The sequence below is a fragment of the Micromonospora sp. NPDC051141 genome, from assembly GCF_044455765.1.
Lineage (GTDB): Bacteria > Actinomycetota > Actinomycetes > Mycobacteriales > Micromonosporaceae > Micromonospora.
The window spans coordinates 151,783-170,884 of record NZ_JBITFD010000006.1 but is presented as its reverse complement, the minus strand read 5'-3'; the positions used below and the strand labels follow the sequence as shown (position 1 = coordinate 170,884).

Sequence of the window (19,102 nt, the reverse complement as noted above, 5' to 3'; positions counted from 1 at the left end):
TGAAACACCCGGCGCGCGGGGTGCGCGGACCGGAGGGTGGTTTGACATCATGGGCACGGAGCGCGCGACGGGGGCTCCGTGGAAAGTGTACGGAGAAAGGGTTCTCTGACCATGTGGGAAACGGCCGGGTCGGCTTTCCAGGAAATGTTCTGCAGAATGTACGGCGTGGCCGAGCCGGCCGTGCCGCTGCACAAGATAATCCACTGGTGGGCCGTCACCGCCGATGTCGGGATGCAGGACGACGACTGCAATTCCGGCACGGCTTTCGTGCCGGCCGGGCACTTCTACGAGATGCACATCCCGCCGCCCGGTGACGAACGTCGGAGGACCGATCGGGACCGCGCCCGGCAGGCCGGCGCGGACTGGTTGCTCTACCCGCAGATCCGCACCACCGACGACACCACGGCGCTCGCCCGCGACGGCTTCCTCGATCTGCCCTGGTTCATGGAGGCCCAGTACCGGGTGCGCGCCGGCGTCGACGACGACCTGCGGGCCCAACTGGGCAACTCCCGCTACCGGGACCTGCGCCGGTTGGTGCGCCGCGCGGACGCCGAGTACGACCACCGCGTCCTCGACGGCGCCGGGGCGGCGGCCGACCCCGCGGCGCTCAAGGACTTCGACCGGTTGCACGCGCTCAACCTGGCGAAGTACGGACACCGCTTCAACCACCTGTCGTCCACCGCCCTCGAACTGGGCCTCGACTCGCCGCTGCGCGACCGCATGCGGCTCTTCCTGCGGCAGTCGCGGGCCGACGGCGCGACCGTCCAGGCCGTGCTCTGCTTCCTCGACCCGACCGGCACCGAGCTGACCATCCTCGCCCAGGGCATCGACCCCGCCCTGGTGACGCCCGGTCAGAACGTCTACCGCGCGGCGTTCTACGAGATCTTCCGGTGGGGCGAGGGCCAGGGCGTCGCCGTCTTCAGCCTCGGCCGCGGCAACGAGGTCAAGAAGCTCGACGTCGGCGCGAACACCTACCACCTGCTGGCCAACCACATCCGCGGCGTGTCCGGCGCCGATCCGGCCGGGTTCGCGCCGATGCGCGCCAAGCTGCGCGCCTTCTTCGACCGGGTGATCGGTGAACTCGAGTCCGCCGGCGGTGACCGGGTGACCGTGCGGCGATGACGGACCTGGTCGAGGAGAGCAGCCCCGCCACCGGGCGGCGCCGGCTGCCGCGTGCCTTCTGGGTGCTCTGGGCGGGCAGCCTGGTGAACCGGCTCGGCTACCTGATCCAACCGTTCCTCGCGCTGTACCTGTCGGGTCAGTGGCGCCTGTCGCCCGGCACGGTCGGCCTGGTGCTGGCGAGCTTCGGCGCCGGGGCCGTGGTGTCCCAGCCGCTCGGTGGCTGGCTGGCGGACCGCTGGGGCGGGCGGCGCACGCTCGTCGCCGGCCTGCTGGCCACCGCGGTGACGGCGATGCTGATCCCCTGGGCCGGCACCGTGCCGGTGCTGGTCGGCGCCGTGGTGCTCTACGGCCTCACCGTGGACCTCTACCGGCCGGCCCTCGCCGCGCTCGTCGTCGCCACGGTCCCCGGCGAGCACCGGGCGCGCGCCTTCGGCCTGATCTTCTGGGCGGTCAACCTGGGCAGCGCGGTGGCCGGACTGGCCGGCGGCCTGATGGCGGCGCGCGGCTTCGTGCTGCTGTTCGCCGTCGACGCCGCGAGCTGCGTGATCTTCGCGCTGGTCGCGGCGCGACTCCTGCCACCCGACCGGCGGCGGGGCGCCCGCGACGGCGGTGGGGGCGGCCCGGCGAGCCCGGGCTCCGACGCGCTGCTGTGGGCGGTGACCGGCACCTTCCTGGTGTTCGCGGTGCTGCTCGTGCAGGCGTACGTGACGATGCCGCTGACCATGCTCGACCGGGGGCTGCCGCCCACCGCGTACGGGCTGGTCATCGCGGTGAATCCGATCGTGATCCTGGTGCTCCAGCCGCTGCTCGCCGGACGGTTGGCCGACTGGCCGCGGCCGACCGTCTACGCCGGCAGCCTGGCCGTCACGGGAGTGGGCTTCGGGCTGCTGGCCGCCGCGCGGAACGTGCCCGGCTACGCGTTGGCGGTGCTGATCTGGACGATCGGGGAGATCGGCGTGGCCACGGTCGGGCCGACGCTGGTGACCGAGCTCGCCCCGCCGGGGTCGGAGGGGCGCTACAGCGGTCTGTTCGGCATGGCGTACGGCGCTTCCAGCCTGGTCGGGCCGCTTACCGGCACCACGGTGCTGGCGGCGGCCGGGCCGACGACGCTCTGGGTGGCCTGCGCCGTGGCCGGCCTCGCGGCGGCTGCCGCGGCCTTCGCGCTGCGTGGTGCGATGGCCCGGCGGACAGCCCTCGCCCGGCCCGGGTGAGCCTCAGTCCGCGGCGCGGGTGATGGGCGCCTCCCGGGGGTTGCGGGCGAGCCGGAGCAGGTCGCGGCCGTCGACCTGGAGGGTGCGGTCGTTGCGGCCGCTGCCGCAGTAGACGGGGCCCATGCCCGCGACCGCGACGTCGAAGACGGTGATCACGCCGTCGGCGTCGGTGAGCGGGCTGGCGCCGCCCGGCTCCATGTCGAGCGCGTCGAGCACGGCCGGGTCGGCGGGGCGCAGCCGCGACCGTGACGTGCCGACGGCTTCCGCGAGCCCTCGGTAGTCGAGCCGGGCCGGCCCGGGCAGCACCGCCAGCACCACGGTGTCCGGTGGGCCCTGGAAGGCCAGGGTCTTCACCGACCGCGTCACCGGGAAGTCGAGCAGCGTCGCCACGTCGTCGCTGGTGCGGATGGCCCGATGCGTGGCCACCGCATAGGTGGCCCCGGCCCGGTCGAGAATGCGCATCGGCGTCGGTACCGCATCGCGGGAATGTGTCATGTCGCCGACACTACCGGTCCGGCGCAAGAGGGTCCGGACAATGTCCGACTTGTATGTTCGGTGGGGAAGTGTCAGTAGCGCGAGGCAATGCCGACAAAGGATCATGGAAGTTCCATTGACACCACCCGAGGGGCGGGGTTAACTATTTCCCGGCCACCGGAGTGAGCCGCGAGGTCTTCGCGGCAACTCGACGCAGCGCTGACACGGGGAGTTTTCGCGCATGAGCCACGCCATTCGGCAGACCTGAGTTAACTGTCAACCTGTTGACGTCGCCCTGTGCTGTCGCCGTGGCGACAGCTTCTTCCTGCTCTTTCGCAGGTTCGGCCACCACATCGCGGTGGCGGCCACCGCATGACCGAAGCCGCCACCCATGCCGTTCCGCCCGCCCGGGACAACAGGAGGGCCTACCCATGTCCCCATCCTTTCCCCCCTTTTCGGAAATCCGCGCGGAAGCACAGCGCAGCCTGGCCGCGATGCCGGTCGACCAACTGACCGACATCGGCATTCTGCAACCGATCGAAAACTATTATCTGGTCGGCACCTACCCACCGCTCAAGGCAATGGGGGAGATCACCCCGGCCGAAACCTTCACCGGCCTGACCCGGAACGCGAACATCTACCTGCACCTGCCGTTCTGCGAACAGCGCTGCACGTTCTGCCACTTCGCCAAGGAGATCCGGCCGGACTCGCCCCGGGTGACCCGCTACCTCGCCGCGCTGCACCGCGAGCTCGAGATCGTGACCGACATGCTCCCGCACCGGGTCACCGCGGAAACTGTCTACTTCGGCGGCGGCACCCCGTCCTACCTGTCCGCCGCGCAGATCACCGCGCTCTTCGCCCGGTTGCGGCAGCACATCGACGTCCCGGACACCGCCGAGATCACCTTCGAGCTGCACCCGTCGGTCATCGACGCCCCCGACTACACCGACCGGCTCGACGCGCTGCGCGACGCCGGGGTGAACCGGTGGGTCTTCGGCGTGCAGTCCATGGACGACCGGGTGCTGCGCAAGCTCAACCGTGGGCACGAGGCGTCCCACGTCTACCGGCTGCTCGACCTGCTGCACGAGCGGGGCCTGGACAACCACTCGGTCGACCTGATCTTCGGGCTGCCGTACCAGACCGAGGAGAACTGGTACACCACGCTGACCAGCCTGATCGGGTACGGCGTCGACAAGTTCAACATCTTCCCGCTGATGTTCAAGCAGGCCGATCCGATCTCGGCGCACTACCGCAACGAGCCGGGGATCTTCCCCGACCTGCGGCAGCGGCTGCGCATGCACTTCATGACCGAGGCGTTGACCCGGCGACTCGGCTTCCGGCGCGGTCCGCTCTTCTACTACTCGAAGGCGGCCACCCACTCCCGCCAGCAGGAGAACAAGTACGACTCCATCGAGGACACCAACCTGCTGCCGTTCGGCGTCTCCGGGTTCGGCTACGTCGGGAACACGCAGTACTACAACGACTGCACCATGGACGGCTACATGCAGCGGGTCGAGGCGGGGCGCCCCTCGGTCTGGCACGGCGTGCACCTGTCGACCGACGAGCGGATGCGCCGGGCGGTCATGTTCAACCTGCGCTCGCGCGGCGTCGGGCGCGACGACTTCCGCAGCCGCTACGGCGTCGACCCCGCCGAGCACTTCGCCGCCGAGTTGGCGCCGTACCGGGAGCACGACCTGATCCGGATCGACGACGACGCCATCCGGCTGACCGACAAGGGCGTACCGGTCGCCGACAGCATCGCGTTGCGCCTGGTGAGCCCGCAGGTCCTGGCCCGGATCCAGGACGCCAACTCGCGGATCGTCGACCTCAAGCGGGATCCGCTCGACAGGTACGACTTCTCGCCGCTGGAACGTGACCCGGTCGGCGCCGGCGTGGCCACCGCCGGCCGTCGCCCCCTGCTGCCGACTGTCGAGCACTAGGCCATGACCGCACAGTCGACCTCCGGTGGCGCATCGCTGCGGCGGGAGCTCTCCGGGCGTCAGTTGAGGATGATCGGCCTCGGCGGCGCGATCGGCACCGGCCTCTTCCTCGGCTCGGGTCAGGCGATCTCGACCGCCGGTCCGGCGGTCACCGTGGCCTACGCCATCGGGGGCGCCGTCGCGGTCACCCTCGCGTACGCGCTCACCCGCATGATCTCCGCGCATCCCGACGCGGGCGGGTTCGGCGGCATGGCCGAGCGCTACCTGGGCCCGGGCCCCGCGTTCGCGCAGCGCTGGTGGTACTGGATCGCCGGGGTCGTCAACATCGGCAGCGAGGCGCTGGCGGTCGGCATCTACCTGAAGCTGTGGTGGCCGGGGCTGCCGCTGTGGGTGCCCGCGGTGCTCTTCGCGACGCTGGTGCTGGTGGTCAACTCGTTCACCGTCGGCGTGTTCGGCGAGTTCGAGTACTGGCTCGCGATGATCAAGGTGATCACGATCGTGGTCTTCGTCGGCCTGGGGGCCGTCGCCATCTTCGTCGGTCTCGGCGGGCGGTCGGCGACCGGCCTGTCGGCCTGGACCGACCACGGCGGGTTCGCGCCGCACGGCGTGGGCGGCATCTGGCTCGCCATGGTGCTGGTGACCTTCAGCTACATGGGCACCGAGGCGCTCGCCGTGGCCGCCGGCGAGGCACGTGCCGGCGGCCGGGACCTGGTCTCCGCCACCCGCGGTGTGGTGCTGCGGCTGCTGCTGTTCTACGTCCTCGGCACCGCGGTCGTCGTCTCGCTCGTGCCCTGGAACGAGGCGGCGGCCGGTGGTTCGGTGGACGCCAGCCCGTTCGTCCGACTGTTCGACATCGCCGGGGTCCCGGCCGCGGTGCACGTGATGAACGCGGTGGTGCTGACCGCGGCGTTGTCCGCCATGAACACCAACGTCTACGTCGCCAGCCGCACGCTGCACGGACTGGCCGTCAGCGGCCAGGCGCCCCGGCTGTTCGGCCGGGTCGACAGGCGCGGCGTGCCGCTGCCCGCGCTGCTGCTCTCCGGGGCCGGGCTGCTGCTGGCGGCCCTGCTCGCCGCGGTCGCCCCCGAGCGGGCGTTCCTGGCGCTGATCGGGTTCTCGCTGTCGGGTGCGTTGCTGACCTGGATCCTCATCCTCGCCACCTACCTCGCCTACCGGCGCGCGGAACGTCCGGCGGACCGCGGACTGGCCGTGGCCGTGGTGCTGGCCATGGTCGTGCTGGCCGCGGTGCTCGGGTCCATGGCGTTCAGCGACACGTTCGGCCTGCCGATGCTCAGCGGGGTGCCGTTGCTGGTGGCGGTTCCGGTGGCGTACGCGGTCCACGCCCGGCGCCGGCGGGCGGCCGGGACGCCGGATCCGGACGCCCCCGAGCCCGTCGGGGCCCGGTGACCCGATGACCGGTCCCGACCTCGCCGCCCCGACCCCACGGGCCGGACAGATCCCGCTCCTGGTGGGCGACACCCCCGTGGTCTCCGTGCCGGTGACGGCCGGCGGCCGGGAGGGGACGCTGCGGCTCAAGCTCGAGTCGTTCAACCCGTGCGGATCGATCAAGGACCGCACCGCCGTCGCCCTGTTCGGTTCCGTGGCCGGTCAGCTCGACCCGGTCACCGGCGTCATCGAGTCGACGTCGGGCAACCTCGGGGTGGCGCTGGCCGCGCTGTCGTCCGCCGCGCACGTGCCGTTCACCGCGGTCGTGGACCCGCGCACCCCGGCGTACGCGGTACGCGAGATGCGGCGCTTCGGCGCCTCGGTGGTGGTGGCCACCGACGAGGACGGTCGGGGCGGCTACCTGCTCAGCCGCCTCGCGTTGGTCGACCGGATGCTCGCCGAGCGGCCCACCCTGTGCTGGACCAACCAGTACGAGAATCCCGCCAACCCGGCCGCGCACGAGTGGGGCACCGCGCCGGAGCTGGCCCGGCAGGTTCCCGCCGACACCGTCGTCCTGGCCGCCGTCTCCACCGGCGGAACGCTCTCCGGCCTGCGCAGCTATGCCGCCCGAGCCACGAAGTGGACGGTCGTCGGGGTCGACGTGCCGGGCTCGCACGCGGTGGGGCACACCGACGGTCCGCGACTGTTGTCCGGGATCGGCTCCAGCAAGTGCTCCGGCTTCGTCTCGGCGGCCGACGGACCGGTCGAACGGGTCCGTCCCGCCGAGGCGGTCGCCGCCGCCGTCTGGCTGTTGGAGCAGACCGGCGTCGGAGTGGGCGCCAGCTCGGGCGCGCTGGTCGCGGCGGCCCTGCGGCTGATCGAGCGGGACCGGCTGACCGACGTCGTCTGCGTCTGCGCCGACGGCGCCGGCAACTACCTGGACACGGTGTACTCCCCGCAGTGGCGGGCGGCGCACGGGTTCCGGACGGACCCGCCGGCTGTCGTGCGCGGTCCGGTGGAATGGAGCACCGCGTGAACGCCGATCCGCTGCGGGACTGGTTCGACCGGGCGGGCGTGCGGGTGGATCCGCGCCGGGTGCTGGCCGACGAGATGGACGGCGGCAGGGTGCTCTTCCCGGCCAGGCTGATCCCCTACCTCGACCACGAACTGCTCGACGGCCTGGCCGACGAGGCCCGGACCGCGCTGGTGGCCCGGCACGCCTACCACTACTTCGCGTTCACCGCCCACTTCGAGACGAGGGTGGTCAACCGGGCCGCGGAGATGCTCGCGAACGGCCGGGTGGACGCGCCGTTGCGCCGGGACGTCCGGCTCGACGCGTTCAAGATCTACTGCGACGAGGCGTACCACGCGCTCTACTCGTTCGACGTGGTGCGGCAGTTGGAGTCCGCGAGCCGGGTGGAGGCGCTGCCGTACGACTTCACCCCGTTCCTGAACCGCCTCGACGACATCTCCGCCGGCGCGATGCCGCACCGTGGGACGCTGCCGCACCTGCTCCAGGTCGTCGTCTTCGAGACGTTGGTGACGACGCTGCTGGCGGAGCTGCCGAACGACCCGGACGTGGTCGGGCTGGTCCGCGAGACGGTCCGCGACCACGCCCGGGACGAGGGGCGGCACCACGTCTTCTTCTCGCACCTGTTCCGCGAGGTGTGGTCCGGGCTCGACCCGGCCGCCCGCCGGGAGACCGCCCGCTGTCTGCCCCGGCTGATCGGCCACAGCCTGCGGCCGGACCTGCGGCCCGCCCGGGCCAACCTCGCCGCGGCCGGGCTCACCCCCACGCAGGTCGAGGACGTGGTCCGCGACGTCTACCCACCGGAGTCGGTGCGTCGGACCACGCGCGACCAGGCCGTCCAGTCCGTCCGACTGTTTCGCTCCTGCGGGGTCCTCGACCTGCCCGAGGGGCTCGACGCCTTCCACGAGGAGGGACTCCTGTGACCACCTCCGTCGACCGATGGTTCACGGCCGGGCTGCCCGGGCTCCGCGGGCCGGGCAGTGTCGCGGTGCTGTCCCGCGCGGACGTCCTGCGCTGCCTCGACGCGCTGGACGTGGTGGCGCTGGTCCGGCGTACCCTCGCCGACCACGACGCGGGACGGTGCGTGCTGCCCGGCGAGGCGTACCTGCGCTGGGACAACAGCCGCGGCGCGTACACCCGGTCCATCGGGATGCCGGGCGCGGTGCCGGGCGCCTACGGCATGAAGATCATCAACGCCAGCGTCTCCAATCCGGAGGCCGGACTGGAACGCGCCGGCGGCGTGGGACTCTGCTTCGACCCGGAGACCGCCCGGATAATGGCCGTCGTGGAGGTCGGGATCGTCAGCGCCGTACGCACCGCTGCCGTCTCCGCCCTCGCCGTGGACCTCACCGGGCACGCGGACGCGGAGAGCCTGACCGTGCTCGGCTGCGGCGCGCAGGGCGGCACCCACGCGGCCCTGCTCCTGGAGACCCTCCCGCGACTGTCCCGGGTCACCCTCCACGACCGCGTCGGCGCCGCGGCCCACGGCCTCGCGGAACGCCTGCGCCGGCTGCGCCCCGAGTTGGACGTACGCGTCGCCGCCGAGGCGGCCTCCGCCGTCGCGGCCAGCCAGGTGACGATCGCCACGACCACCGCCGACGCGGGCTACCTGCCGCCGGCGTGGATACCCGCCGGCGCACTGGTGGTCAACGTGTCGCTGGCCGACCTGACCGTCGAGGCGCTGCTCGCCGCCGGCGCCCTCTACGTCGACGACGTCGACCTGGTCGCGGAGAATCCCCGGCGCCCGCTCGGCGCGCTGATGGCGCAGGGCCGGGTCACCCGCCCCGGTTCGGCCACCGGCCGGGCGATCGACGGCACGATCGGCGGCCTGGTCACCGGCCGGCACCGGCTCGTCCGCACGGATTCCTTCACCGTGGTGAACCCCTTCGGGATGGGCGTGCTCGACGTCGCCCTGATCGAAGCCGTGCGTCGCCACGCCGTCGGTGCCGGTCTCGGGTCGACGGTGGACCTCGGATGACCGGCCGTCGGGGCAGCCTGATCTCCCTGCGTGACCTCACCGCCGCGCAGCTCACCGACCTGGTCGACGCCGCCGTCCGGGTCGCCGACGACCCGGCCGCGGTGCCGCCGAGCCTGACCGGCGCGGTGGTGGCGACGCTCTTCGAACGCACCTCGACCCGGACCCGCACCGCGTTCAGCGTGGCGGCGCTCCGACTCGGCGCGCAGGTGCTGCCCTACGGGCCGGAGAGCCTCCAGACCAACACCGGCGAGTCCGCCGAGGACACCGCGCGGATCCTCGGGCTGATGCTCGACGGGGTGGTGATCCGCAGCACCCGCAGCGTCGTCGAGCTGGCCCGGATGCGCGACGCCGGGAACCTGCCGCTGATCAACGCGATGGCCCGGGAGGAGCACCCCACCCAGGCGGTGTGCGACCTGGCCACGCTGCGCCGGCACCTCGGCCCGCTGGACGGCGTCCGGGTGGTGTACGTCGGCGAGGGCAACAACACCGCCTCCGCGCTGGCGTACGCGCTGGCCCGGATTCCGGGCGCCGAGCTGACCCTCTACACCCCGCCGGGCTACGGCCTCGACGCCGCGACCCTGGCCGCGGCGGCGGAGGACGCCGTGGCCGGCGCCCGCGTGCGCCAGACCCACGAACGAGACGACCTGCCGGACGCCGCCGACTGCGTGTACACCACGCGGTGGCAGACCACCGGAACCGTCAAGGAGGACCCGCTGTGGCGCCAGACCTTCCGGCCCTTCCACATCGACGAGGCCTTCCTGAGCCGCTGGCCGCAGGCGGTGTTCCTGCACGACCTGCCGGCGCACCGAGGGGAGGAGGTGGCCGCGGCCGTCCTCGAGTCGCCGCGGAGCCTGGTGTGGCAGCAGGCCCGGATGAAACTGGACAGCGCGACGGCGGTCCTCCAGACCTGCTGGGGCACCTGAGCCGCCTCACGGTGGCGGTGCACGCCGGGCCGGTCTCCGCCGAGCGGGACGCGGTGCTGTGCCTGCTGGAAGCGGTGGAGGTGCTGCTGCCCCTGCTCGGGCCGGCGCCGCGCCGCCCCAGCCGCGAGGACCTGCACACCATCGACGGACAACTGCGGGCCATGCGGACGTCCCTGCGTACCCATCTCTGGCAGACGCCGACCGGCTTCTCCCGGTCGGCCCCCGCGAACAGGAGCGATGACGCATGCAACCAGTGACCCTGCTGGTGTACGGCAAGGGCGGCCCGGCGCTGGAGTACCTGCTGCCGAGGCTGACCAGCCGGGCCATCGTCGACGTGCTGCTGGTCGGCGAGCCCCAGCCCTGGCAACGCGAACTCCTGTTCCGGCTGTGCCGCCGGCTCCACCACGCCCGGCCGGACGCCCCGCTGGCCGACGAGATCGTCGCGCACGCCACGGCCGTACGCGCCGACGCCGTGCTCACCTTCTCCGAGTACTGCGTGGTGCCCACCGCGGCGGCCTGCCGGCGGCTCGGCCTGCCCGGGCCCGGTCCGGGCGCGGCGACCTCCCGCAACAAGCTGCTCATGCGCCGCGCCTGGGCGGCGGCCGGGGTGCCGAACCCGGCGTTCCGCCCGGTCGACTCGCTCGACGACCTGGCCGCGGCCTGCGCCGAGCTGGCCGGCCCGGTGATCGTCAAGTCGGTGCTCGGCGCCGGCTCGATCGGGCAGGCCACGATCCAACCGGGCGACGACGTCGAACCGGTGTGGCGGGAGCTCGCGGCGGCCGTCGACGCCGCGCGGAGATCGGGCATGTACGAGCACGGCAGCTCCAGCGGACCCCGGTTCCTGGCCGAGGAGGTCATCGAGTCGAGCACGGACGGCTGGTACACCGAGCCCGGCTTCGGCGACTACCTCAGCGTCGAGGGGCTGGTGACCGGCGGCACCTACCACCCACTGGCGATCACCGCGCGGCTGCCCACGATCCCGGTGTACGTGGAGCTGAGCAACCAGGCGCCGTGCGTGCTGGCGCCGGAGCTGCAACAACGCATCGCGGACGTCGCCCGCCGCGCCGTCGACGCGCTGGACCTGGACACCTGCGCCACCCACACCGAGTTCAAACTGATGGCCGACGGCACGGTGCGGCTGCTGGAGTCGGCGGCCCGCGCCGGCGGCGCGGCGGTCACCCGGGAGCTGCTCGAGGTCTACGGCGTCGACCTCGTCGCGCTCCAGCACGCCGCCGCGCTCGGCGACCGGCCCGAGCTGCCGGGGCGGCTGCTCCTGCCCTCGGACGCGACCTGCGCCGCCGCGTCCCTCTCGGTCATCGCGTCCGACTCGGCGGGCAAGCCCTGGCCCGTCCTGCCGCCGTTCGACCCCGACCGGGTCGACTGGTCGTCGCTCGTGTCGCCCGCCACCAGCGTCGAGTTGGTGCGCGGCCAGTCCCAGGAGCCGGGCAGCCCGATGCCCCGGTACCACCCGAACACCGGCGTGCTGGGCTATGCCGGCCTGCTCTTCCTGCGGACCACCGACCCGCTGACGCTGCGCGACGACGCGGTCCGCATCCTCGACGGCCTCGCCGAAGCGATGGACCGCTGTCGCCCGACGCCCTGACCAGCCCGCACCGCTCCGACACTGGAAATGGAGTCCGATGTCTCTCGTGCTCGGTCTGAACCTCAGCCACGACCGCTCCGCCTGCCTGGTTCGCGACGGCGAGATCGCCGTCGCCGTCGAGGAGGAGCGCCTGGACCGCATCAAGCACTCCGAGGGCTTCCTCGTGCAGGGCCACTTCGAACGCATCACCAAGACCCTGCCGATGAAGGCGATCGCCTACTGCCTCGACGCGGTCGGCGCCGGGATCGACGACGTGGACCTCGTGGTCGGTAACCGACCCCTCGGCGACGGCGCCGTCCACCGCATCCTGCGCGAGCTGCCCATCAAGGACAAGAGCAAGGTCCGCGCGCTGCCGCTGCCCGGGCACCACCGCGCCCACGCCGCCGTCGCCTACCACCCGTCCGGGTACGACGAGGCGGCCGTGCTCGTCGTGGACCAGGCCGGCGCCCGGTTCCCGGACGGCACCATCGAGAAGCACACCCTCTTCCGGGGCGACGGCGACCGGTTGACGCCGGTGACCGCCTGCCGCTACCCGGCCGACTACTCCGACCTGAGCCTCGGCCTGTTCTACGACTTCTTCACCGCCCGGCTGGGCTTCGTCACCCGGTACGGCACCCCCGACTTCGGTGTGTTCGACTGCGGAGGCTACCCCGAGGCGGGCAAGACCATGGGGCTGGCGCCCTACGGTCGGCCGCGTCCCGACTGGGGGCAATGGCTGACGTTGGACGGGTTCGACATCCGCTCCGCCCAGAAGGATCTCGAGGACATCTGGCAGCGGCTGCTCGCCGAGGAGGGCGCCGACTACGACCCGGCCGACCCGCTGCGCTGGCAGTCGCCGTTCGCGGAGGACGTCGCCTTCCACGTGCAGGCCGAGCTGGAGCGCGCGATGCTGCACCTGGCCGGCGTGGCGCACGAGCTGACCGGCTCGGACAATCTCTGCATGGCCGGCGGCGTCATGCTCAACTCGGTCGCCAACGAGCGGGTACGCACCGAGTCGCCGTTCCGTGACCTCTTCATCCCCCCGGCGGCCGGCGACTCGGGCGTCGCCATCGGCGCGGCCCTCTACGGCAGCGTCGAGCTGCTCGGCAACCGGCGTCCCTCGGTGATGCGGACGGCGTCGTTCGGCCGGACGTACTCCCGGGACGAGGTGCTGGACGCGGTGCGCCGGGTCGCCGACCACACCGGGGTCGAGCTGACCTCCCGGGAGGCCGGCCCCCGTGACGTCGCCGAGCTGCTCGCCGCGCACCGGGTCGTGGGGTGGTTCAACGGCGGTTCCGAGATCGGCCCGCGCGCGCTGGGCAACCGCAGCATGCTGGCGGACCCCCGGCACCCCGCGATGCGCGACTACCTGAACAACGTGGTCAAGCACCGGGAGCCGTTCCGCCCGTACGCCCCGTCCGCGCTCGCCGAGCACGCGGGGGAGTGGTTCGACTTCACCGGCGACAGCAACTTCATGCTGCTCGTCCCGCAGGTCGTCGCGGCCCGCCGGGAGAGCGTCCCCAGCATCACGCACGTCGACGGCACCGCCCGCCTGCAGACGGTCTCGGCGCACGACAACCCGGCCTACCACGCGGTGATCTCCGCGTTCCACGAGCTGACCGGGGTGCCGATCGTGCTGAACACGTCGTACAACGACGCCGGGGAGCCGATCGTCGAGACACCGCTGCACGCGCTCTGCACCTTCGTCCGCACCGAACTCGACCACCTCTACCTCGACGGCATCCTGGTGTCCAAGGCCGGGCGGGAGCTCGGCGCGTCGCACCCGGCGCGCACCCCGCTGACGGGAGACTCTGCTCGGTGACCCTGCTTCCGGACACCGGTTCCGTGACCCGCCGCGAGCACCACCTGCGGCGGGTCCGCACCGGCTTCGTGCTCAGCCAGGTCTTCTTCGGCCTGGCGACCAGTCTGTTCGACATGTACTACGCCCTGTTCCTGGGGCAGGTGGGCATCCCGCCGGCCGGCGCGGGGCAGGTCTTCTCGGTCGGCTTCACCGTGATGGCGGTGATCGTGCTGCCGCTGAGCGCCTTCACCGACCGGCTCGGCCTGGAACCGATGATGCTGCTCAGCAGCTTCGGTTTCGCCGGCACGATGCTGGCGATCCCGTTCGTCGACAGCCTCTCCGCCCACCTGCTGCTGTTCGGTCTCAACAGCGTCTGCTCCGCCCTGATGCTGGTCAGCGTCAATGCCGTGCTCGCCTCGGCCATCCACGACGAGCAGGAACGCTTCGCGCTGTTCCGTACCGGCTTCGTGGCCTTCCTGACCGCCTCCGCGGTCGGCAACGTGGCCGGCGTGCTGCTCGCCCGCGTCGGCGCGGAGACCGCCGGCTGGTACCGCTTCGACCTGCTGTGTTCCGCCGTTCTGGCGGTGCTGATCGGCGTGGCCCGCATCGCGATGTGGCGCCGCGACGCCGCGCCGGCCGTCGCACCCGGCGAGCCCCGCCCCCCGGTGCTGCCGGCCCTGCGCGCCAACGCCGGTCACCTCGCCGGGCTGTTCGTCCTCGCCGTCCTCGTCGGCGGCGCCGGTGTCCTCGCCATCCGCTTCATCAACCTGGTGGCCGTCAACTACCTGCACCTGGCCACCGAGTCGCTGGGCTGGCTCCTGGTCGCGGACCGCCTGGCCAGCGTCCTGGGCATCTTCGTGCTGTTTCCCCTGATGAAGCGTGGCGGCGCCCTCCGGGTGGCCGGCTTCGCCATGATCGCGGCGCTGTTCCTGCAGATCCTGAGCGCCACCGCCGGCACGGCCGGCCTCTTCGTGCTCTGGTACCTGCTGCGCCAGGGGGCGCACTACGCCCAGATGCCGGTCCTCGACAACCTCGCCAACAGCCGGGCCGCGCAGGGCACCCGCGCGTTCGTCAACGGGGTCCAGCGGATGGGCATCTTCGCCGGCAGCGCCGCGGCGTCCCTCGCGTACGGGAGCCTGATGTCCGCCGGCCGCTACCGGGGGGCCGTCGTCCTCTCCGGCGTGCTCTCCCTCCTGGCCGGCGTGACGTACCTGGTCCAGTCGCACGTCGGGCTCCGCCGTCGAGGCGCGGACCGGTGAGGCGCTACCCGAACTCGGTGTGCATGATGGCTTCCACCAGGACCTCGCCGGTGGACGTCAGCGTGACGGAGCCGGCGTCGCGGTCCGTGGTGAGCAGGCCGCGGCGCTCCAGGGCGGCGAAGGCGCCGCCCCACGGCTCGTCGAACAGGGACCGGCCCGCGAACCGTTCCCGGTGCAGGTCGTCCCGCAGCGGTTGCAGCGTCGACAGGGCCATCTTGATCGACCGGGACTCGGTGGCCAGTGGGCCGAACCGGGTGACCGAGGCCAGCGGCAGCACACCGGCCTCCACCGCCTCGACGTAGCGCCGCTCGTTGACCTCGGTCATCGCCTCCGAGCGTCGGCAACTGGAGCTGCCGCCCAGGCCGATGGCGACCTCGGCGTCCTGCCGGTCCTGGTCCACCATGATGGCCTTCCACATCTCCGGGGCGTGCCCGGCCCGGTGGAAGTACATGGTCGGGTGCTCCCGGTAGCCCGCCGCGGTCAACCCGCCGGCCAGCACGTCGCGCATCTGGTACTGCTCGCCGAGCGTGGGCCAGTGGTGGCCGGCGGCGGCGAGCCGGTCCCGGTAGCCGGCGAACTGCCAGGCGGCGGGCCGATCACCGGCGACCCCGGTGCGGGTGTCGGCGTACGAACGCAGGTGCAGCTTGGTGCAGACCAGGCCGGGGACCTCGTACTCCCGGACGGTGTCGAGGTCACGCCGCACGCTGTCGACGGTCTGGTCGAGCAGCCCGTACATCAGGTCCACGGTCACCCAGTCGAAGCCGAGCCGGCGGGTGTTCGCCAGGAAGGCGCGGCACTCGACGGCCTCGTGCTCGCGCCCGGACAGCCGCAGCACCGGGTCGTCGAACGACTGCACCCCGCAGGACAGCTTGCGGCAGCCCTGCTCCAGCAGGAACTCCAACAGTGGCTCGGTGAAGGTGGTCGGGTCGCCCTCGAACCGGATGGCGGTGTCCGGGGCGAAGGCGAAGTTGGCGCGGTAGAAGTCGAGCAGTCGGGCCACCGCGTCGAGCGACATCAGGGACGGGGTGCCGCCGAAGACGTTGAACTCGCCGATCGGCGCGTCGCGCAGGTTCGGCACCCGGTCGAGCCAGAGCTGGGCCTCCCGGATGTTGAGGTCGACCCACCGGTCCACCTTGGCCCGGGTGACCGTCGGGTCGCCCTTCACCAGCACCACCGGGTACTGGCAGAACCGGCACCGGTAGCTGCACGTCGGGATGTAGGACCACAGGTGGATGGGCCGGGTGCTCGCCAGTTGCGCGTTCAGGTCGTCGAGGAAGGAGTCCACGGAGGCGTCCGGGATGTCGCCGGGGAAGACGTGCGACCCGAACGGATCGAGGGCGACGTACTCGAGCAGCCGGCGGTTCTCCGGCGCGGCGAGCACGTCCACGACGGCGGGCCGCGGATGGTCGGGGTCGAGGTGGGACAGCGAGGCCAGCGCGTCCTGGTAGGCGTCGCTCATCAGAACACCCCTCCGTTGCCGAAGTAGTCGTGTGCCGCGCCGGATTCGCGGTCCTCGCAGTAGTGGCGGACGAAGTCACGGAACCGCCCGGGATCGCCCTCCTCCCGGATCTCCTGGAGGCAGTCCGGCAGCGGCGGCGGATAGCCGATGTCCGGCCCGACCGTGGCGCGGAGCCGGGCGAACAACTCCGCCGCGAACTCGAAGTAGAGCCGGAAGCTGGGCGACTTGTAGGAGTGGATGGGGACGAAGTCGATCAGCCGGCTCTCGGCTTTGATCTCGGCGATGCGTCGCGCCAGCCGGTCCGCCAGCGTGGGCGTGAAGAACTCGATCACCGCGCGCTCGTGGAGCAGGGCCGGGGTCAGCAGCACCGGCAGGATCATGTTCTTCGGCACGAAGTCCTTGATCGAGAACTCCCACGCCTGGACCGCCTCGTCCTCGGTGAGGTCGACGACCGGGGAGTGGTCGGCGTCCGGGCGGATGTCGCGCATGGTGATGATGCCGCCGGCGCCGTACGCCCGCCCGGCGATCACCTCGTCGATCGCGTGGTCGACCCGGCGAGGGTTGATCTCCACCCGGGACCGGGGCACGTACGTGATGTCGTCGCCGCTGGCCCGGACCAGGATGCCGAAGTCCCAGTCGTCGGAGAGGTGGTTGACGAACCGGCCGTCCTTGACCTGGTAGGACAGCTCGATGCCGCCCACCCGCTGGTAGGCCTGCCGCTCCACCGCGAATCCCTTGCCGTCGGGGAAGCCGCCGAACAGGCCGAACGTCACCGCCCGGCAGCGCAGCGTCCGGTCGATCGCGTCCCAGAGCAACGGCCGGTCGGTGAAGTGCGCCGGGTCGTAGTGGTAGTCGCAGACCCCGATCGCGGCCTTGCCGCCGTCCATCGCGGTCAGCAGCGCCGACAACCAGTAGCTGTCGACGCGGCAGTCGGCGTCCGCCGAGACGAGGTAGAACGGGGGCAGGCCGGTGTCGGCGGCGTCGCGTCGGCGGGCCCGCTCGGCGGCGAGGTCCATGCCGGCCTTGCGGGCGCACGACACGCCCTGCGCGGACTCCCCGATGACGTGCACGCGCAACCCCGGATGGGCGGCGGCCAGCCGGCGGGCCCGGGCCACGGTGTCGTCGGTCGAGTTGTTGTCGACCAGCAGCACGTCGAACAGCGCCCGGTCGAGGGGGCCGTCGGGCCCGCGTTGGCCGGCCAGCGATCCGAGCACCGCGGCGAGGTTGGCCGCCTCGTTGAGCACCGGCAGGACGACCGTCATCCGGGTCTCCGCCGTCAGGGCGGGCACGGCGGCCCGCCCGGCCCGGCCGTACACCTCGGGGGCCGCCGGTCCGGGCCGCCGGGCGGGCGCCGGCGCGGCGCCGAGCAGCTCGTCCACCAGCTCCGTGGCCCGGTTGGCGGCGAAGTAGCGCCTGCCGCGGGTGTGGTTGAACGCCGCCACCCGGCGGTGCAGGACCGGATTGGTGAGCAGCTCGGCGACCTCGGCGACGAAGGCGTCGGTGATCGGCGCCTCATCGGCGGCTGTCACGTCGAGCACCGGGGCGTGCAGCCCCTTGCTGCCGTACACGGCGTCGTACATCTGGTAGCGGGTGGTCAGGTAGGGCACCCCGGAGGCGATCGACTCACCGATCGGGTTCCCGTAGCTCTCGTAGTCGTACGAGGTCAGGAACGACGTCAGGTCGGCCTCCGCGAGCAGGTCCGCCACCGTGTGGCCGCGGTCCGGGCCGGGGGGCACGTCCCGGGGCGCCAGCCGGCCACCGAAGACCACCCGGTGGGCGACCTGCCGGTGTTCGGCGTACGCCCGCAGCGCCGCGGCGGTGGCCGGGTGTTCGGTGGGATCGCCGGCGACGAACAGGTAGACCGGCCGTTCGACCCCCCGGTCGGCGAACCACCGGATCAGCCGGGCGAGCAGGTCGATGTCGCGGTCGATCCGCTTCTGCGGCACCAGCCGGGTGAAGCGCGCGATGAGGGCCGCGTCGTCGGGGATCCCGTGGTGCGCCCGGAACCGGCCGTCGACCGGGGCCGGCTCCGCCGGCCCGAACCGGAACGAGTTGTGCAGCACGCGGATGTCCCGCAGCCCGGGGGACCAGTCCAGGGTGCGTCGGCGGGCCTGCTCGTGCAGGGCGAGGTAGCGGATGTGCGGCGAGTCGACCGGGCGCACCGCGTGCGGGTAGGGCGGAACGCCGTACTTGCCGGTGGCCGGCTCACTGGTCCACATCAGGTCGTGGTCACGCCACAGCACGTAGGTGCCCAGGCCGGTCTCCCGGCCGTACCGTTCGATGGCGCGGTAGAGCGCCCGGGTGTACGCGACGTTCTCCGGCAGCGTGCCGTTCTCCACCAGCACGGCCGTCACCGCGTGGCGACGCCAGGTGGCGAGGATCCGGTCGGCGATCGCGTCGCTGACCGCGTCGGTCCGGGACGGCAGGGGCTCGCCGTGGCGTACCGCGTGCAGCGTGGCGCGGACGAACGCCGGGCCGTAGCCGGCGACGTCGGCGAGCCCGTCCACCCGGGTCAGCTCGATCCAGGACGGCAGGCACCGGGTCTCGTCGGTGTAGGGATCGAAGAAGCGGTTCTTGTCCTCCTTGATGTCGTACCCGACGTCCAGCAGCACGCGGTGGCCGCGTCGGCGGAACACGTCGGCGAGCTTGATGAACTCGACCACGACCCCGGACATCGGCGTGCCGTCGAAGGAGACACCCCAGAGCACGGCGGTCTTCGGCGCGCTCGACAGTGGTGTGTCGAGGGGCAGGTGCATCCGGATCTCCCTGGTCCGAAGGGCACGGACGGCGATCACGCCTCGCAGCGGTGGCGATCCGTCGAGCCTACGACGGCCCGCCGACAGATGCCCTGCCAGCAGGTGAACCAGGTTCCTAGGACGCACTACGGATGGTGAGCTGCCCGACATGGCAATGATCACAGTCCGTCCACAGTGCCCT

At 72.3% G+C, this 19,102-nt stretch carries 15 protein-coding genes; 12 read left to right on the top strand and 3 right to left on the bottom strand.

Going from position 1 to position 19,102, the window contains the following annotated elements:
- Window positions 1-165 precede the first annotated feature (165 nt).
- Together ACIA6B_RS14265 and ACIA6B_RS14260 are read left to right on the top strand one after the other, a co-directional pair.
- The gene (locus tag ACIA6B_RS14265; RefSeq protein ID WP_396773418.1) at window positions 166-1,122 is read left to right on the top strand and encodes a GNAT family N-acetyltransferase; all 957 of its coding nucleotides are present in this window, start codon (window positions 166-168) and stop codon (window positions 1,120-1,122) included.
- Window positions 1,119-2,333 carry an MFS transporter gene (locus tag ACIA6B_RS14260; RefSeq protein WP_396773416.1) on the top strand — a complete coding sequence of 405 codons (1,215 nt, stop codon included), beginning with the start codon at window positions 1,119-1,121 and terminating at the stop codon, window positions 2,331-2,333. Before ACIA6B_RS14265 ends, ACIA6B_RS14260 begins: the two co-directional genes overlap by 4 nt.
- A gap of 3 nt (window positions 2,334-2,336) precedes the next feature.
- Here the strand turns inward: ACIA6B_RS14260 and ACIA6B_RS14255 are convergent, their stop codons facing one another.
- The gene (locus ACIA6B_RS14255) at window positions 2,337-2,828 is read right to left on the bottom strand and encodes a YbaK/EbsC family protein (RefSeq protein ID WP_281942434.1); all 492 of its coding nucleotides are present in this window, start codon (window positions 2,826-2,828) and stop codon (window positions 2,337-2,339) included.
- Window positions 2,829-3,301: 473 nt separating this feature from the next.
- Between ACIA6B_RS14255 and ACIA6B_RS14250 the strand changes: the two genes are divergently transcribed.
- Genes ACIA6B_RS14250 through ACIA6B_RS14205 form a run of 10 tightly spaced genes read left to right on the top strand, consistent with a single transcriptional unit; the run spans window position 3,302 to window position 14,706 of the window.
- Window positions 3,302-4,747, top strand: coding sequence for a coproporphyrinogen-III oxidase family protein (locus ACIA6B_RS14250; RefSeq protein WP_396773415.1), 1,446 nt, complete (start codon window positions 3,302-3,304; stop codon window positions 4,745-4,747).
- A gap of 3 nt (window positions 4,748-4,750) precedes the next feature.
- A complete protein-coding gene (locus ACIA6B_RS14245; RefSeq protein WP_396773413.1) occupies window positions 4,751-6,154 on the top strand; it encodes an amino acid permease in 1,404 nt (467 codons plus the stop codon).
- A gap of 4 nt (window positions 6,155-6,158) precedes the next feature.
- Window positions 6,159-7,169: a pyridoxal-phosphate dependent enzyme gene (locus ACIA6B_RS14240; RefSeq protein ID WP_396773411.1), complete on the top strand. Its 1,011-nt coding sequence runs from the start codon at window positions 6,159-6,161 to the stop codon at window positions 7,167-7,169.
- Entirely contained in the window at window positions 7,166-8,086 is a 921-nt protein-coding gene (locus ACIA6B_RS14235) for a diiron oxygenase (protein ID WP_396773410.1), read from the top strand. The genes ACIA6B_RS14240 and ACIA6B_RS14235 overlap by 4 nt, the downstream gene beginning before the upstream one ends.
- Window positions 8,083-9,141: a hypothetical protein gene (locus ACIA6B_RS14230; RefSeq protein WP_396773408.1), complete on the top strand. Its 1,059-nt coding sequence runs from the start codon at window positions 8,083-8,085 to the stop codon at window positions 9,139-9,141. The genes ACIA6B_RS14235 and ACIA6B_RS14230 overlap by 4 nt, the downstream gene beginning before the upstream one ends.
- The gene (locus tag ACIA6B_RS14225; RefSeq protein ID WP_396773406.1) at window positions 9,138-10,064 is read left to right on the top strand and encodes an ornithine carbamoyltransferase; all 927 of its coding nucleotides are present in this window, start codon (window positions 9,138-9,140) and stop codon (window positions 10,062-10,064) included. The genes ACIA6B_RS14230 and ACIA6B_RS14225 overlap by 4 nt, the downstream gene beginning before the upstream one ends.
- Window positions 10,065-10,075: 11 nt before the next feature.
- Window positions 10,076-10,321: a hypothetical protein gene (locus ACIA6B_RS14220; protein WP_396773404.1), complete on the top strand. Its 246-nt coding sequence runs from the start codon at window positions 10,076-10,078 to the stop codon at window positions 10,319-10,321.
- On the top strand, window positions 10,309-11,667 hold the full coding sequence (locus ACIA6B_RS14215) for an acetyl-CoA carboxylase biotin carboxylase subunit family protein (protein WP_396773402.1): 1,359 nt from the start codon (window positions 10,309-10,311) through the stop codon (window positions 11,665-11,667). Before ACIA6B_RS14220 ends, ACIA6B_RS14215 begins: the two co-directional genes overlap by 13 nt.
- A gap of 37 nt (window positions 11,668-11,704) precedes the next feature.
- Window positions 11,705-13,468: a carbamoyltransferase gene (locus ACIA6B_RS14210; protein WP_396773400.1), complete on the top strand. Its 1,764-nt coding sequence runs from the start codon at window positions 11,705-11,707 to the stop codon at window positions 13,466-13,468.
- Window positions 13,465-14,706 (top strand): MFS transporter, encoded by a 1,242-nt coding sequence (locus tag ACIA6B_RS14205; RefSeq protein WP_396773399.1) that lies wholly within the window; start codon window positions 13,465-13,467, stop codon window positions 14,704-14,706. The genes ACIA6B_RS14210 and ACIA6B_RS14205 overlap by 4 nt, the downstream gene beginning before the upstream one ends.
- Before the next feature lie 4 nt (window positions 14,707-14,710).
- On the opposite strand, the gene ACIA6B_RS14200 is transcribed toward ACIA6B_RS14205, so the two are convergent.
- Together ACIA6B_RS14200 and ACIA6B_RS14195 are read right to left on the bottom strand one after the other, a co-directional pair.
- The gene (locus ACIA6B_RS14200) at window positions 14,711-16,165 is read right to left on the bottom strand and encodes a radical SAM protein (RefSeq protein ID WP_396773397.1); all 1,455 of its coding nucleotides are present in this window, start codon (window positions 16,163-16,165) and stop codon (window positions 14,711-14,713) included.
- A complete protein-coding gene (locus ACIA6B_RS14195; RefSeq protein ID WP_396773396.1) occupies window positions 16,165-18,921 on the bottom strand; it encodes a glycosyltransferase in 2,757 nt (918 codons plus the stop codon). Before ACIA6B_RS14195 ends, ACIA6B_RS14200 begins: the two co-directional genes overlap by 1 nt.
- Window positions 18,922-19,102 lie beyond the last annotated feature (181 nt).